Genomic DNA, 16,023 nt, shown 5'->3' with positions numbered 1-16,023 from the left:
TCAGACTTCTCGTTCGAAGCTACTGCTGACTCCTGGTTCTACAGAAACCGACTTTCAACTCTCTCCTCACACCTTATCCATCCCCCGGTGCCAGCCCACCCGACGTCCCCGCTTTCAAATTTCTCTGCCATTCAGGCAAACCTACATCTCCCCACACGATAATAAATCTCATGAAGTCTCTCAGAGTCCTTTTCCACACCTTGAGGCTACCATGGGACGCCCCCTCCGCATTCAACATCCCGACACCTGCTACTTCATCACCAATCGCTGCTTCCAGGAGCGTTTTCTTCTGACCCCATCGCCCGAGGTCAATAACCTCATCCTGGCCTGGCTTGCCCGCTCAGCCAAACGCTTCGGCGTCGAGATATTTTTCTACGTCTTCATGAGCAACCACTTTCACATGGCGGTGCGCGCCCCCCGCGAAAACCTCCACAGATTCATGGCCTACTTCCAGTCTAACCTGGCAAAGGATATCAACCGACAACTCAACCGAACCGGCGCACTCTTCTCCCGACGCTACAGCGCGGAACCTATCCTCGACGACACCGCCATGCTTGAAAAATGGCGCTACACCATGAACAACCCGGTTAAAGCCGGCCTTGTCTCTCATATTCGCTTCTGGCCAGGCGTCTCTTCCTACCAAGCCCACCTCGGAGACGCCCAGATCGACGCACTTTGGCTCGATCGCACGCACCTGCGTGCACTGCGCCGCCGCAAAGATCACAGCGTGGATGACGAACTCCAGGCTCAACACCTTATCGAACTTACTCTAACCCCCTTTCCCGCACTGGCTTCCTACCCTCCCCACCAGCGTCAACGCTTCCTCCGCCGTGCATTAAAGCGCCATACTCGTGACCAGCCCCCCTCGACTCGCGCCACCCCGCCCCTCGGCGCGCACAAGGTCCGTACCCAAAATCCTTTTGCCCAGCCTGAGCAATCCGCCCGCTCCCCACGTCCCCTCTGCCACACCCGCTGCCCGCTCAAACGAGAGACTTATCGCCAACACGTTCGCCAGGTTACCGACGCCTACCGCGCAGCCAACGCGATGTGGCGTCAAGGCCAGCCCTCTATATTTCCCCCGGGCACCATTCCTCCCGGCTGGACACAAACCACCAACAGACACCGTGATTTGACACTGGTCTATTCCTCAACATCAGCCTCCTCAGTCCAGTACACAAAGTTCCCCCGATAGATCACAGCCTCTGCATGCGTCTGCCCAAAGTGATAGGTCAAATAGCGATAATGTGGCACATCAAAACAGGCCACATCAGCCCGAGCACCTGCTCGTATGCTCCCGATATCTTCCCGACGCAACGCTTTTGCCGCCCCCGCGGTAATTGAGCGCAGGGCCTCACCCGGAGTCAGCTTATACAATGTGCAACCCAACATCAGAATCGTCCCAAGATCCTGTGTCATTGCACTCCCCGGATTAAAATCCGTCGCCAACGCCACTTCACATCCCGCATCCAGCAACGACCGCGCAGGTGCCAGGTGATCGATCGTTCCCAGAAACAGATTGACCGCGGGCATCAACACCCCCACAACCCCCGCCTCCGCCATGGCCTCAATCCCCTCCTGGCTCACAAACTCGAGGTGATCCGCGCTCGATGCTCCAACTTTCGCCGCCACAAGCGCCCCGCCGGCATCGGTAATCTCATCAGCATGAATCCGAGCCACCATACCGTGTTCCTGACCACACCGGAGAATTCGCTCGGCCTCCTCTGCACTAAACGCTCCGCGATCACAGAACACATCGCAATACGCCGCATAGCCCCCGCGCGCTACTTGAGGAATCATCTCCTCGCATACCAGCTCAACATACGCCTCTCGGCGCTCTCGATACTCCCTGGGCACCGCATGTGCTCCCAGAAAACACCCGACCAGCTCACAGGGCACATCCTTCTGAGCGCGCTGCACTGCCTTCAAGCTCTTGATCTCGTCGGCGGTGGTGAGGCCATATCCGCTCTTCACCTCCAGTGTCGTTACCCCTTGCCGTACCGACAGAAACGCTCGTCGTATCAGCTCTTCGGCCAACGCCTGCCCGGATGCCTCCCGAACCGCATCAACGGTATTTAAGATCCCTCCCCCTTCCTCCAAAATCTCCACGTAGGGCTTGCCCGCGTTACGCCAGGCGAACTCCCGCGAACGCTCCCCCGCAAACACCGCATGCGTATGACAGTCGATCCATCCGGGCATCGCCACCGCCGTCTCAAACACATCGACCCCATCCCTACGCACCTTCGCAGGGCGTTCATCCCAGCGCCCTACCCACGCGATCTTCTCCCCATCCACCACCACGCAACCATCCTCGATCAATCCGACGATGGAATTGTCGCGCTCCTCCCCTCCATCGCCATAGCTCGCCAACTCCGCTGCGTCCTGTGGCATGGTCAAAAGCTGCTGTGCCCGAATGATATATCCCATATTCACTCCTTCGCTCTTCATATCTACCGCAGATCTCAACGCCACTTCGCGATGATTTATCGCGCTCAAGCCCCTAACTCTTCCTCGGGGCAGCTTCAAACATTCATTCGTCTGGCACCACAACGTAGATGCAGCGACAACCAAACACCTGAGCATTCACACTCTCAGGGCACGTAGCCTCCTCCCGCTCAAGCCAACATACGCAGACTAAAACGCTCTGGATACGACTCCCCCACTTGATGAGTACCAGCTCCCCATGATCGCTAACCTGGCACCCATCCCATACTCGCTACATCACTCCGTCACCCCGGGAATCCGCACCCCGCGCTGCCTCGCCACCTCTTTCGCACGCTCGTATCCTGCATCCGCGTGCCGCACGACACCCATCCCCGGATCGCTCGTCAGGACCCGCTCCAACCGGCGCGCCGCCGCTTCGCTGCCGTCAGCAACAATCACCTGTCCCGCGTGCAGGCTGTATCCCATACCCACGCCCCCCCCATGGTGGAAACTCACCCAACTCGCCCCGTTTACGGCGTTGACCAGCGCATTGAGAATCGGCCAATCCGCGACCGCATCAGTTCCATCAAGCATGCCCTCGGTCTCTCGGTTTGGGCTCGCCACACTCCCCGAATCCAGATGGTCACGCCCGATGACAATCGGAGCCTTCAACTCCCCGCGAGCCACCATCTCATTGAACTTCAATCCCGCCTTCGCTCGCTCGCCATATCCAAGCCAGCAGATACGTGCCGGCAAGCCCTGAAATGCCACCCGCTCTCGAGCCAGGTCCAGCCACCGGTGCAACGACACCTTTTCCGGAAAAAGCTCCTTAAGCGCCTCATCCGTACGAAAAATGTCTTCCTCATCTCCAGACAGCGCCACCCAACGAAAGGGCCCACTCCCCTCACAGAACAGCGGCCGAATAAACGCCGGCACAAATCCCGGAAAATCGAACGCCCGCTCTACACCGGCCTCTTTTGCCTCCTGGCGAATATTATTGCCGTAATCAAAAACCACCGCACCGGCATCCATAAATTGAACCATTGCCGCAACATGACGGCCCATCGACGCCTTCGACGCCTGCATATACGCTTGAGGCTCTGTCTCACGTATCACCAACGCATCCGCCAGCGTCATCCCTGCTGGAACATATCCATAAAGCGGATCATGCGCGCTGGTCTGGTCGGTCACAACGTCTGGCACCACACCACGCGCCAGCAAACCCTCGTAGACATCAACCGCATTGCCAACCACCCCCACACTAAGAGCCTCCCCGGCCTCTTTGGCGGCAAGAACCCATCTGAGCGCCTCTTCCAGATCTTCGCTGACACGATCCAGATAACGTGTCTCCACGCGTCGCTGAGCTCGCTGCGCATCAACCTCCGCAACCAGACACGCCGCACCGTTCATCGTTGCCGCCAACGGCTGCGCGCCGCCCATTCCTCCCAGCCCGGCCGTCAGCACAAGTCGCCCTTTTAAATCCCCTCCGAACTTCTGCCGTGCCGCCTCGGCAAACGTCTCATAGGTCCCCTGCAAGATCCCCTGCGTCCCGATGTAAATCCAACTGCCGGCCGTCATCTGGCCATACATCATCAACCCCTGGCGCTCGAGCTCTCGAAAGTGCTCCCAGTTCGCCCACTTCCCCACCAGATTGGAGTTCGCGATCAAAACGCGTGGCGCATCCGCATGAGTCCGAAACACCGCCACCGGCTTACCCGATTGCACCAGCAGCGTCTCATCTTCTTCCAATGTCTGAAGCGTCTCTACAATGCGATCGAAGCTCTCCCAGGACCTGGCCGCCCGACCATTACCCCCATATACCACCAGCCGATCCGGATCCTCGGCAACCTCCGGATCAAGGTTGTTCATCAACATGCGCAGAGCCGCCTCCTGCACCCAACCTTTGCAACTCAGCTCCGCGCCCCGGGGCGCCCTTACCGTCCTGGCTTTCGACATTCTCGACTCCTTCCTTTGCTGAATAAGCCTGTCCATTCGTTCGACCCCTGCGCGCGCTCCCAAGCAGGCACCGTCCTCGCTCGCCTGGCACCATACCAGTCTCCCCCACACGCACGACACCCCACTCCATGACTCGACACCACATGCCGGAGGCAACCCACTAGCCGCGAGCCCACAGACACATATGATCTCAGCAGATGACCTGCACCCAGCAGAACTCACATACGCATCCGTCATTCAGAAATGGGGTGTTACACCTACGCCTGGCACCAAATCCCTACGCTTCCGACTGCATACGCATACTGCTCCAGACGCTTGGCACCGAAGCCCCTCGCTACCACGAGCGTACACGCGTTAATCCGCTCACCTGGCACCGAACATCCAGCACCGAACATCCAGCACCGAACATCCAGCCTCCCCACAGACTCCACAGTCACCATGAAACGCTGCTCGAGCACCTGGCACCGAACACCGCCCCCCCCCACGAACGCTCAGCGCGCCTCATCGCGAAACGTAAACAGAATATTCACGTTGAGCGTCGCCGTCCCCGACTGCGCCCCGGGGTACGTCCCACGCTCCAACGCCTGACGAGCACAACGCTCCACCTGCCCATCACCCACGTCGCTGTGCATCTGCATCACGTCTTTGACCTTGCCATCCTCCCCCACCGTCAGCTGCACAATCTGTCGACCACTGCCCGCGTACGCATTGCTACGCAGGCGGCTGGCGTAACACTGACTGATGCGGTCCCCAATGTCCCGCACCGCCTGTTGCGCGGCCGCGCTATCCTCGAATCCGTTCGCATACACGCTGGCCAGATCCGCAAAGGGCACTCGCCGGTAACGTGAGGCATCAGCGCTGTAGTCGCGAACCCGCACGCCCTCCTCGCCGTGGTCAATCACGTAAATCCTTTCCTTGCTGACTGCCACCAGCGTCGCGCCACCACCCTCATCAAGCTCCTTGATGAGCGCCGCTTCCACCTTCCCACGCGTCGAAACCTCAGCCAGCGGCGCATCCTCCCCGGCCGCCCCCACGACCTTCAGACTCCCCTCCTCCACCACCAGACGCTCCTCCGCCTTGCCGTCCCCATCAAAATCAAAACGCCCCCCCTCCTTCAACAGCGCATCCGAGGAGGCCTGCGCCTGGTTGACCGCCGGCGCCTCCCCGCTCATCCCGGCCTCGCCGACGGGCTCACCAATCGGCTCCCCGCTATCCGAGATGCGCACATACTGCTCACGCCCCCGCACCTTGCACTCGAAGTCCGCCTTGGAGTTGCCGGTCACATCTTCTGCCTGGCACCACTCCAGGCGCACGCCCGGCTCCACCCCCCAGGCAAACTGTCCGTCACCCGTATACGCCCGGATCTCTCGTCCCGTCACACACGCCAGATCCAGCCCCCGACTCGCGCTGATATCGGCCACGATCACCTGATCACAGCCTTTCTCAATCTCAAAAACCGGCTCCCCGTTCGCCCGCAACACAAACGTCGGACGCCCCGCTCCCACAATCTCCGGCGTCCCATCGCCTAGCATATCCACCAGCCGCAGCGCCTGATCGCGCTCCCCCTCGTTGCCGCGCCACGAAAACGCCCGCATCGGCGCCCCGTCCTTCCCCAGCAACACCACCCCCGAACCGGCATCCACCAACACCGGCGTCTCCAGATCCGGCCAGTCGTAGACCGCGACCTCCGCCGTCGAAACCGCCGGAATCATCGCCGCACCCAACACGCTCGCCACTACCGCTTTCCACTTCATCATCGCCCTCGCTTTGGTCTGAATCGCTCGTTCTTCCCCCTTGTTCTAGGCGTCACCGCCAACGCCGACAAGGCGCCCCCCCGTATCACTCAGCGCGCCATGCGCGCCTCGATCATCTCGCGCAACACCTTCACCCGCTCCGGACGCTCCCCGGCGAGGTTCGTCTGCTCACCAGGATCGACACTCAAATCGAAGTACTCTTCCAGTCCCAGGGTGAAGTTCACAATCAACTTCTCCTCCCCATAAATCACGGCGCGATGATGCTCCTTCCAGTTGGTATAGGGCAGCAACTCCGAGAAAACCGGCCGCTCGGGCACCTCGCCACGCCCCAGCATCACTTCCGTAAGACTCCGACCACCAAACTCCGTGGGAATCGTCAATCCAAAGAGGTCCACCACGGTCGGCGCCACATCAATAATCGAGACCGGCCCCTCCACCTGACGTCCAAACCACCCGGGCACGCGCACCAGCAACGGCACATTGATCACCGGGTTGTACAGTGTCTGACCGTGGAAGTAGTGCCCGTGTTCATTAAACGCCTCCCCGTGATCGCTGGTGATCACAAAAACCACCTCATCATAAAGCCCTTCCTCCTTGAGCTTATCGATCACACGTCCCACGTAGGCATCGGTAAACGCGATCTCCGAGTCGTAATTGTTAATATGACGCTCACGTGTCGTCTCCCCACGCCCGAAATCATACTCGTCATGACCGATCCAGCGCGCATGCGGCTCAAAAAAGTGCACGAATAGCGCAAAGGGCTTAGCCTCCTCGCCTTGCTCGCGATGCGCCTCTCCCAGCTGCTCGATCACCGGCTCCAGCTTCGCCCAGGTGCGCGGCGCGGCGATATCATCGTTGGACTCCGCAATCGTCAGCGCGCCCTCGTTGTCCCAGCGCTCAAAGCCCTGGTGCACATTGCGTTTCTCCTCAAAATAGAAATGGCTGGAGAACCCCAGGTTACGCCACCCCCCCTCCTCAAGCACCTCAAACAGCCCCAGATTCTCGGGCCGAACCTTGGGGTAATTATACTGCGCCCCTCGCCACTTCATCTCACTGGCATAATTACTAAACAGCAGCGGCGGAACCGAGCGCGGGGTATGCGGCGAACTGGCGTACGCATCCATAAACACGGTGGCATCCTCGGCCAACTCGTCGATGCGCGGCGTTGTCGGCCTCTCATATCCGGCGTAGCCCATATGAACCTGACGCAACGTATCCACCAGAATAAACACCAGGTTTTTCGGGGGTTTGGGGATCGACTCAAAGCGATCGTTCTGCGCCTTATCACCGGCGGCCACTGCCAACTGCACCGCCCGACGCGCCGGGTGCTCCGGTGAGGTTACCGCCACCGCCTCCTGCTCCACGTCGCAGTCTTCACCCTCTTCACAATCATCAAACGCAAACGCATCTCCCCCGCCATCGCCCACACTCACCAGGCGCGGCGCAATCACCGACACCAGCGGCCCATCACGCAACGTCGCCTGACGCATCGCCGCATCCGACACCGACCACCCCGGTGCCAGGCCACCGAACACGACCGCCAGCATCGCCCCTACCAGAGGCACACCGTAGACCCACCCCCGGCGCTCCGACTGCACCTTCGCCGTCACAGCCATCACCACCGGCACCAGTGCCACCGCCATCACCCCCATACGCAACGTGGTCACATCCCACACGCTCAGCCCCACCGCCCAACGGTACCCCAGCACCAACGCGGCAACCGCCCCCACCGCATACCCCCCCGTCACAAGCCGGCTCCATACCACCTTCGCTCCGGCGCGCTCCAGCATCCACAGCACCGCCCCATACAGCAGCGGCCAGACCAGCAGCAGCCCGGCCAGCACTCCCGTAGCGACAAGCCCCAGACCCAGAGCCTGAAAACTCACCCGCACCATCTTGGACGTCACCATCAGGTGCGCCCCCATCACTCCGCCGCCAACCCCTGCCAGCACCATCGGCGCCGTGAGCAACCCGGCGGCCACGCGACGATCCACATCCGGACGTTTCACGCCTTCCGACACAGGCCACACGCCCATCCGCCGACACACCCCGGCGGCAATCGCCACCACTGCCCCCAGACCCGCGCCGTAGAGCACCTGCCACAGCCCCAGAAGCCCGTACGCAACCAGCGCGTACTTCAGCCCCGCACCGTCGACACTGCCCCAGACCACCGCGGCGCTCCATAGCGCCAGCACAACCCCACCAATCACCCCTGCACGTACACCTTCAACGATCGCTCGCATGGCCACTCGCCACTCCTGGTCTCTTCGACTCTCCCACCCCGGACTGCCCGCACCCGCGCGCACCCCGGCTCAGGGCCTCTCGACCCCAGGCGCCAAGGCTGCCACGAAATTTTCATGCTTAAAATAAAAAATCCCGAGCCGGAGCTCGGGATTTCGTCCAGTTTACTGGACTTTAAAAGAAGTGTGCCCCCGGAGGAGATAGACTAGTCATAGGACAAGCACCTGACTAACGGCCTGGGGGGAGTGCATGCCGACCGTCCTCCGTAGGACACATTGGGTACTATAAGCCTGTTTGAGAGAGCGTCAACCACTTTCTGGAAAAAACTTCGTGACAGTCTCCTCCCTCTCCCTGCTCTCTCCTACCCCGCCCTCCCTCCAGCCAGCACAACATTCCCCCGCGATTAGGATCGCTCACCTGGCACCAGACCGATACTCCGTCGCCGAGCGCGCCACCCCCGCGATTAGGATCGCTCACCTGGCACCAGATCGGCACCAGACCGATACTCCGTCGCCGAGCGCGCCCCAACCATATCACTGTCGACGCCCGAACAACCCCGGCTCCACAGCGATCTTCTCCCTCAAACGCCGATCCGCCTCCAGCACCCCCAGATAGTCCGGAGGGCCTTCCCACGCGCGCCCCGCACCGGAGCGCCCCCGTGGGGCCAGCGCCCGAACCCGTCCCAACAATCGCTCCACAAACCCCACCGGGAGTTGCTCCAGAACCTCACTCCCATGGGCCTCATCGGCCAGCCGATCGATCGCCTCGCGATCCAGATGGCGCCTACGGATCAAGTCCTGAAACGAATTGGCCAACTCTCCCACGCCATATCCGTGCTCCAACATCATGCCGGCGGCCACTCGAAACACCGGCTCCACCGCCAGACTCTCATCGGCGTAGAGCACCAGCGCCGCCTGAAAATAATTCGTGATCGGCACTACCCGGGGACCGTACACCCAGAAACGTCCCGGCGCGCTGTGCCGATCCAGGTGAATAAAAATTCGCCCGACATTGCCATCCACCCGCATCCGCGCAAACCGCTCCAGAATCGACGCCCGCGTCGCGCTGTAAACCTGTGCCCGATCCAGAATCTCAAACAACCCGTCCCGCTCGACTTTCCCCCCGGCCAGATCGGCATACAGCGAATAAATAAAAGCGTCCTGCTCGGCATCATCGCCAAACAGCGTCTCCGGCGCCGCCGGCCCCCCCTCTCGCACCTTGAGCAAATTCTCCAGTTTGTAGCCCACCTGCCCCCGCACCGCCCGAAAACGCCCTTTCAAAATGTTCTGCAGCGTCGGCTTGAGGATAAAGACATCCGGACGAATCCCGTCGATCTCAAACTTGCGCTCCAACTTCGGACGCATCTGCGAGGGGCTCCCGCTGATAAACGTCACCATCGCCCGGCTGCCATCATTCTGATGGGTCAGCTCTTTGAGCAACGTCACCACCCCCGGCACATTGACCTTCTCCTCCGGTGTCTGCAGCGCAGTGCGGATCAAATCGCGCAACGAGTCGAACTCGGTACGCAGGTACGTTTTATCCAGATCCCACCGATAAATATGACGGATCGACAACTCGGACACGTCTCTACCCTCGTCGCGCCCGGGGCTCCCCGCTCAACGACGCCGCGATCGCCTCGGGAAGCTCGGCGCGTACATTCTTGATCGCCAGTCTGAGCGCATTACCCACCGCCCGACGCCCGGAGCGCGGATGACACAGGATCACAACCTTATCGAGCCCCAGCAGCGGAGCTCCACCATACGCCTCAAAATCAGTGAGTTGCTTGAGCTTTTGCAGCCCCCCGCTCAAAAGACTGAGCCCCATTCGCCAGGCCATTTTCTCGTGATAGGCCGAGCGCGCCAGGTCAAACGCTGCCTCGCTAACCCCCTCCAACATCTTGATGACCACATCCCCCACAAATCCCTCGCAGACCACCACATCCGCCAGACCCCGCGGGATCTCATGCCCCTCAATATTGCCGTAAAAATTGATCCCCTTATGCCGACTTAAAAGTTCATGGGCTTCCACAACCTCCGGCGTGCCCATCGTACTCTCCCTGCTCGTCGACAACAGCGCCACCCGCGGACGCTCATTCCGACTGACAATACGTGCGTACGCCGAGCCCATCAGCCCGAAGCTCAGCAGTTCATCCGGCGTCGCCCGCAAACTCGCCCCCACATCAAGAATCAGACTAAAGGGATCCGCGGCCTCTCCTCTTAACCGCGGCGTCGGATACACGCTTGCCAGCGCTGCATGCCGTGCCCCTGGCACCAGCCCGAACTGACGGCTTGCGCTTAACACCGCCGCCCCGGGATGCCCCGCCGAAATCAGGGCATCGGCCTCTCCCTGCCTGACCAGGCTGCAGGCCTGCACCACCGACGCATCCGGGCGAGCCTCCACGGCGGACCGCGCACGCTCCCCCATCCCGATCACTGTGGGCGCGTGATACAGGTGAATGCGCTCCGAATTATGATCCAGCTCAAAGAGCGCCTCGGTCATGGCGATCTCATCGCCCACCAGCAAAAAGTTCACCGCCGCCCCCGCCTCTCGGCGCAGGCTGGCCTCGGCCACCGCCGCCACAATCTCTGCCGGCGCGTGATATCCCCCCATCGCGTCAACCGCGATCGTTATGGACTCTCTGCCTGCCACGATCTTCGCCACTCCCTCACACCCGTTTCTGCCCTTGCCAGAAAACCGACCCTATCACAGCGCTCCACACTCCTACCACGACCACCGGAATTCGATCGCCTGGCACCCGCCCCTCCTCAGGGACGCAACTCCAACTGCGTCATCACCTGCTCTCCGTGCACGTTAAAGTCGATGATATTAAAGCGTAACGCATTAGCAAAACCTCCCGGATTCCCCACCTGATGGCTGCCGTATGAATAATCCACCGGCATCACATCATGCTTATGGCCATGCAAGATTACCGAGTACGGGTCGATAAGTTCGATCGCCTCGACCAGCCCTTCGACCCCATCTGCCGGCTCCATCAACCCACCAAACGCTCCGGTCGCCGTACGTGGATACCAGTCCGAGCTGATATGGTGATGCAACAACGTCACCAGGCGGCGCCCCTCCACCCGGCTACGATTGCGCTCGATCCAGTCCAGCGCCTCCGGATAGATTCGCCCCACCGTATTGGGCAACCATCGCTCCAGATAATGTCGATCGTCGATCGGATCGCGATTGCTATCGAGCGCCAGCAATGCCACCCCGCCGGGCAACTCCTTGAACATCGGCTCCTGGGGCGTCACCACCGGAAAGAAATGCTCCATCGGCTCCGAAGGGTAACTCTCATAGATGTTAAAACGATCGTGATTGCCAGGAATCACCGTCAACCGCTCCTCGCCCCACCACCCGCTAACCTCCAGCGCCGCGCGCACATCGAGAAATTCTTCGGCCAACCCGCAATGCACCAGATCACCGGTGATCACCAGGTGATCCACCCCGAGACGATGTAGACCCACCAGCGTCTTCTTAACCAGATTATTGTAGAGCCTGCGCGTCGAGCGGTAGTGATGCCCCACCTCGTTAGAAATCGCCGAAATCTCATGAGAGATATTCTGCAATGACACATGCGGTGAGATCAGATCGCGAAGCCGGCTGACCAACTCGACCTCTCCCGGGACATGCAGGTCTGTGAGCTGTGCCAGACGCACAATTGTGCCCTCCGGCCGTCGCAGATCCCGCGGTCGCGTCTTATCGGTGCAGTCGATCCATTTAAAAAATGCACTGGGCATCGTCGCGCCTCGATCGTCAGTTTCACATTACTCCCATACCACAGGGCCCGTCGTTCACCCGAAGCCCAGGCCACCGCTGCGAACACCAGAGCGAACGCCTGGCACCCGAACCTAATCCCGCCGGTCTGACCATTCTCACCACATCGCCGGGCCCTGCACAGGTTCGGTCGCCTGGCACCAGAGCGCAACAACACCCTGCGATCCTCCACCGTCCTCCGCCCCACTCCCCCCTTTCCAGCTGTCTCAACCGGCCAGGCTCTCCGACGACTCCTCAAGCCCGATCTGCCGCAACCACTCCGGATACTTGCGCTCCAGAAAGCGGTCGGTAAGTACCGCCTGTGCCGCCTCCACCAGATCGTAGATCAGCGCCGCGTTTAATGACGCCCCCAGCAGCGCCCCCACCACCGGAAGCGTTTTCGAGGGCACCGCTTCCACCGCGCGGCGCTGCAGATTGCGCGTTACCGCACGCCGCGCCAGATCGCCGGCCTGACGCGCAGCCTTCTGCCCCAACTGCCGCTCCACAACCTGGGCCAGACCTCGCCCCGCCAACTGGGTCAGCCCACCGTGCGCCACCGCCCCCACCATCACGGACTTGCGCAACACGTACTCGTTGAGGTTCTGACGCACCAACATCGGCTCCACCGCCGAGGGACGACTGCCCCCCAGCGCCACCGCCAGAATCTCCATCGGCAGATCACGGTGCTCACGCGGATCAAACCCAAAGTACCAACAAAAACGACTGGATATATCCGCCGTAATCGTCAGCAGCACCGGCACATCGGCCAACGACAACACTCCCCAACTAAAGGGTGCCAGCCCACCGAACACGCCACCGGCCACCGCCCCCAACAACAGGCGACGCTGACGTCGCCGACGCAACAACCCGAAAATGCGCTCCACCGGCAGTTCGGCGATCGCCTCGAAATTCTCAACCTCAACCCCGGCATCGCCAAATTCCTCAAGCACCTCCGCCCTCAAATCCTGCGATGCCACATGCGCCTCAAACCGCTCCATCCCCCGCTCAACAGCCTGGCGCACAATTCCAATCTCACTGAGCCCGCTCCCCAGCCACTCCACCGGCGTAAACACCCGCTGCACCAGGCGATGGACACGATTCGGGTCCAGACGACGCTGGACAAAATACTTCACCCGGGCGGCCGCATGCTTATCAGCATGCGACATCGTCACCCCATCAAACTTGCACGTCAGCTGATCAAACGCCCGCTCATAATCGCTGACCACCAGATACATCGACAGGTCCTCGGCCTCGGCATAGGGATTCACCTCCCAGTCAACCCGGTCCCCGGCCCGACGCACCAGCTGCGCGGCATGGCTCTCTAACGCCAGATTGCGCACATAAAGCCCGATCAGCTCCTCCTCAAAGCGATCCAGGTGCTCCCCCAATCCCAGCTCTTCCACCGCCAGCCGCACACGATACGCCCGGGACCCCACCCCTCGCCGACGCCGGCCCCGACGCGCTACCACAAGCTCCAGCAAGCGCTGCGCTCGCGCCGGATGATACTCCGCCGTGCGACGCACTTCCTCTAAAAGCCACGTCTCCGCACGCCCTGTTTCCCGCCACAGACTCGAAAGCCAACTCTCATAAAGCGTCTCCAGACGCCCGTAATCCGCATCAAACGCCCGCCGAGACAGATAATCGCGTAACCGCTGCTGACGCTCCGGCGTCTCCAGACTCAGGCGCACCGCCGCCTGCATCGGACGCTCCAGCCAGGCAAAACTAAGCTGCCCGGCGATCGTCGCATCCGCCATCACCTGTAACCACTTCGCATGCTCCTGAGGATGCACCTCGGCGGCCTCGTCACACGCCCGGACCAGATTCTCCACCGTCGGAGAAAAGCGCCGCCCCCGGAGCCGAAGTACCATCAACGCGCTGAGCAACGCGCTCAACTCCCAGTACGAGCCCTCCACACACAGCTCGACCAGCTCCATCAACCCGCGCCCCTCCACCTCATCTTTTCCCGCACGAGTACGGCGCTCATCGCGCTCAAAAATCACCACAACTTCATACAGCCAGGCCAACTCATCGGGCAGCGCGCGCCCCAGCAATCGCTGACGAGACTCCTCCACCAACGCCTCGCTCTTGCTATGACGCCAGATCGCCAGCGTCGCCAGAGCCGCCATCGGATGCAAATACGTGCGATGCGGACTCATCGACCGCCCGATCATCGCCAGGGCTTCCTCTCCACGCGCACTCAACTCGGCGTAGCCCCGGGCCGATAACACATCCCAGAGTGGCTCCGATACCAGGGTCTTCTGCCGGCGCCACACCCGCGAATACCCCAGCGTCTGCGCCATCCAGGCCGTGAGCACCTCACGCCGACGATCCGGCGCATCCGAGAGCTGCTCGGCAACCACCTCCAAAATCTCATCCACCGGGAGCCGCCCCAGCACCTGCCACAAGGCCTTAAAGTCATCCAGCGGAAGCTCAGCGGCGACCTCCGCCAATGCCAACGCCTCGACATCTTCTGGCGCCCCACTGAGCCCCACCTCCACAGCCCCCGCCTCCGCCAACTCCTCGCTCTCAGGCCTCACAAACACCGGGCTCATCTGGCCAACCCCATCGCTGAAGTGCTTTCCGTCCTCGCTCTCAGACGCCCTCGCGCGCCATGCTTAACTAACACATCGCCACGCAGGATTGTTCGCCCCTGAGCGCATCACTTGTACGTCTTTCTCTTCCGACACCCTCGCCGGCCTGTCCCCGCAAACCTACGATCCTGCGCCGTGTTGACCAGGACGCCCGGCTCGATCGCCTGGCACCCCGACGCCTCGCTCAGGGATTCACAAAATCCACCGTGTAATGCGCCCGCCCGCGCTTCCGTACCGTACGCCCGCCCACTTCCACCTCCAGCGCGTAGTCACCATGCACGGTGTACTCCCAGGGCTTGCTCAACGCCGAGGCCACCAGCCGGGCTGCCCGCCCGTAACTCGCCAGCAGATCCTTTTTCTTGACCCGATCGCCTCGCATCACAAAACGCATCTGCCCCTGACCGCTCTCCCCCTCGATCTGCACCGCCTGAGGCACCTGGTAGCCAGTCTCACTGTCCGCATTCACATTGCCCGGACGCAGCGTCGCCGCCGCATCGCTGAACACAATGCGATCGCCCACCCCCACCATCGCCCAGGTTAGCGTCCGACCGCCGAACTGCTCGGTCAACTCGATCTCACGCCAGATCACAAACACATCGTCGTTGTAGTCGCGAAAACGCGAGAACCGTTTGGCAAGATCGTAGGGGGCCACATTGGTTGCCACATGATCGGCATAGCCCGCGCGCTCCGCCCGCACCTCATGCCAGGTCCCGTCGATCTGCACTCGCCCCTCCACATTGGCCCGCGGGGAAATCAGCGTAAAACGGTAATAATCCTCCCCCTGACGGATCTGACCGGTGCCCGGGCGCCACATCGGCATCGTGTTGCGAAAGGTCAACTCGACCTTCACATCGCCATCATGGCGCAGCACGAAACTATCCGCTCCCTGGGCCTCGACCTGCGTCCTGGCGATATCCAGCGCAAAACGATCACTGGCCGTCGTCCAATCGCCCCGCCCCACCCGCTCGCCATACTCATAGCGCTCCTGACCGGGCAGCCTCACCCGCACCTGCGCCGCCCCGTAGCCGCTGCGGATCCCTAGATTCGAGATCGTAAAATCCATCCCGATATGCCCCCCTCCCTCCAGATCCACCGAAAACCCGTAACGCTCCGAATAGGCCTGCCCCGAACTCATCCGCGGAATCAACTCCCGCATCGAGACCTGACGCGCTGCCGACCCCTCGCTCCACCCCTGCAGCTGAGCCTGAGCCGTCGCCGGCACCGCACTCATCGCCCACACGGCCAGCATCGTCACCACCCCGGCATACGCTTGTCTCTGTCCCATCCTCGCTCCTCAGGCC

10 protein-coding genes are annotated in these 16,023 nt (G+C 61.4%); 1 reads left to right on the top strand and 9 read right to left on the bottom strand.

Annotated features, from left to right (window positions below):
* Positions 1-211: 211 nt before the first annotated feature.
* Positions 212-1,192, top strand: a complete 981-nt coding sequence (locus DL240_RS06995) for a transposase (RefSeq protein ID WP_111729145.1) — start codon at positions 212-214, stop codon at positions 1,190-1,192.
* On the opposite strand, the gene hutI is transcribed toward DL240_RS06995, so the two are convergent.
* The 9 genes from hutI to DL240_RS06945 all read right to left on the bottom strand — a co-directional run bounded on the left by hutI (position 1,141) and on the right by DL240_RS06945 (position 16,007).
* The gene (hutI, locus tag DL240_RS06990; protein WP_158542415.1) at positions 1,141-2,424 is read right to left on the bottom strand and encodes an imidazolonepropionase; all 1,284 of its coding nucleotides are present in this window, start codon (positions 2,422-2,424) and stop codon (positions 1,141-1,143) included. The genes DL240_RS06995 and hutI overlap by 52 nt on opposite strands.
* A 294-nt stretch (positions 2,425-2,718) precedes the next feature.
* The gene (gene hutU, locus DL240_RS06985; RefSeq protein WP_111729143.1) at positions 2,719-4,377 is read right to left on the bottom strand and encodes a urocanate hydratase; all 1,659 of its coding nucleotides are present in this window, start codon (positions 4,375-4,377) and stop codon (positions 2,719-2,721) included.
* Between the two features lie 491 nt (positions 4,378-4,868).
* On the bottom strand, positions 4,869-6,131 hold the full coding sequence (locus DL240_RS06980; protein ID WP_158542414.1) for an AgmX/PglI C-terminal domain-containing protein: 1,263 nt from the start codon (positions 6,129-6,131) through the stop codon (positions 4,869-4,871).
* A gap of 89 nt (positions 6,132-6,220) precedes the next feature.
* Positions 6,221-8,374, bottom strand: coding sequence for a sulfatase family protein (locus DL240_RS06975; RefSeq protein ID WP_158542413.1), 2,154 nt, complete (start codon positions 8,372-8,374; stop codon positions 6,221-6,223).
* Positions 8,375-8,905: 531 nt separating this feature from the next.
* On the bottom strand, positions 8,906-9,955 hold the full coding sequence (locus tag DL240_RS06970) for a phosphatase domain-containing protein (protein WP_111729140.1): 1,050 nt from the start codon (positions 9,953-9,955) through the stop codon (positions 8,906-8,908).
* Between the two features lie 4 nt (positions 9,956-9,959).
* Entirely contained in the window at positions 9,960-11,021 is a 1,062-nt protein-coding gene (plsX, locus tag DL240_RS06965) for a phosphate acyltransferase PlsX (protein WP_283808352.1), read from the bottom strand.
* A 116-nt stretch (positions 11,022-11,137) separates the two neighbouring features.
* Positions 11,138-12,115: a metallophosphoesterase family protein gene (locus DL240_RS06960; protein WP_111729139.1), complete on the bottom strand. Its 978-nt coding sequence runs from the start codon at positions 12,113-12,115 to the stop codon at positions 11,138-11,140.
* A gap of 243 nt (positions 12,116-12,358) precedes the next feature.
* Positions 12,359-14,683 (bottom strand): EcsC family protein, encoded by a 2,325-nt coding sequence (locus DL240_RS06955; RefSeq protein ID WP_158542412.1) that lies wholly within the window; start codon positions 14,681-14,683, stop codon positions 12,359-12,361.
* Positions 14,684-14,906: 223 nt separating this feature from the next.
* Positions 14,907-16,007, bottom strand: a complete 1,101-nt coding sequence (locus DL240_RS06945; protein ID WP_111729136.1) for a hypothetical protein — start codon at positions 16,005-16,007, stop codon at positions 14,907-14,909.
* Between the last annotated feature and the right edge of the window lie 16 nt (positions 16,008-16,023).

The sequence above is a fragment of the Lujinxingia litoralis genome (assembly GCF_003260125.1).
GTDB classification, from domain to species: domain Bacteria; phylum Myxococcota_A; class Bradymonadia; order Bradymonadales; family Bradymonadaceae; genus Lujinxingia; species Lujinxingia litoralis.
This window is presented reverse-complemented; position numbering and strand designations above follow the sequence as displayed.

Coding starts and splice junctions, on each gene's coding strand:
- DL240_RS06995 (WP_111729145.1), top strand. CDS start 212: ATGGGACGCCCCCTCCGCATTCAACATCCCGACACCTGCTACTTCATC.
- hutI (WP_158542415.1), bottom strand. CDS start 2,424: ATGGGATATATCATTCGGGCACAGCAGCTTTTGACCATGCCACAGGAC.
- hutU (WP_111729143.1), bottom strand. CDS start 4,377: ATGTCGAAAGCCAGGACGGTAAGGGCGCCCCGGGGCGCGGAGCTGAGT.
- DL240_RS06980 (WP_158542414.1), bottom strand. CDS start 6,131: ATGAAGTGGAAAGCGGTAGTGGCGAGCGTGTTGGGTGCGGCGATGATT.
- DL240_RS06975 (WP_158542413.1), bottom strand. CDS start 8,374: ATGCGAGCGATCGTTGAAGGTGTACGTGCAGGGGTGATTGGTGGGGTT.
- DL240_RS06960 (WP_111729139.1), bottom strand. CDS start 12,115: ATGCCCAGTGCATTTTTTAAATGGATCGACTGCACCGATAAGACGCGA.
- DL240_RS06955 (WP_158542412.1), bottom strand. CDS start 14,683: ATGAGCCCGGTGTTTGTGAGGCCTGAGAGCGAGGAGTTGGCGGAGGCG.
- DL240_RS06945 (WP_111729136.1), bottom strand. CDS start 16,007: ATGGGACAGAGACAAGCGTATGCCGGGGTGGTGACGATGCTGGCCGTG.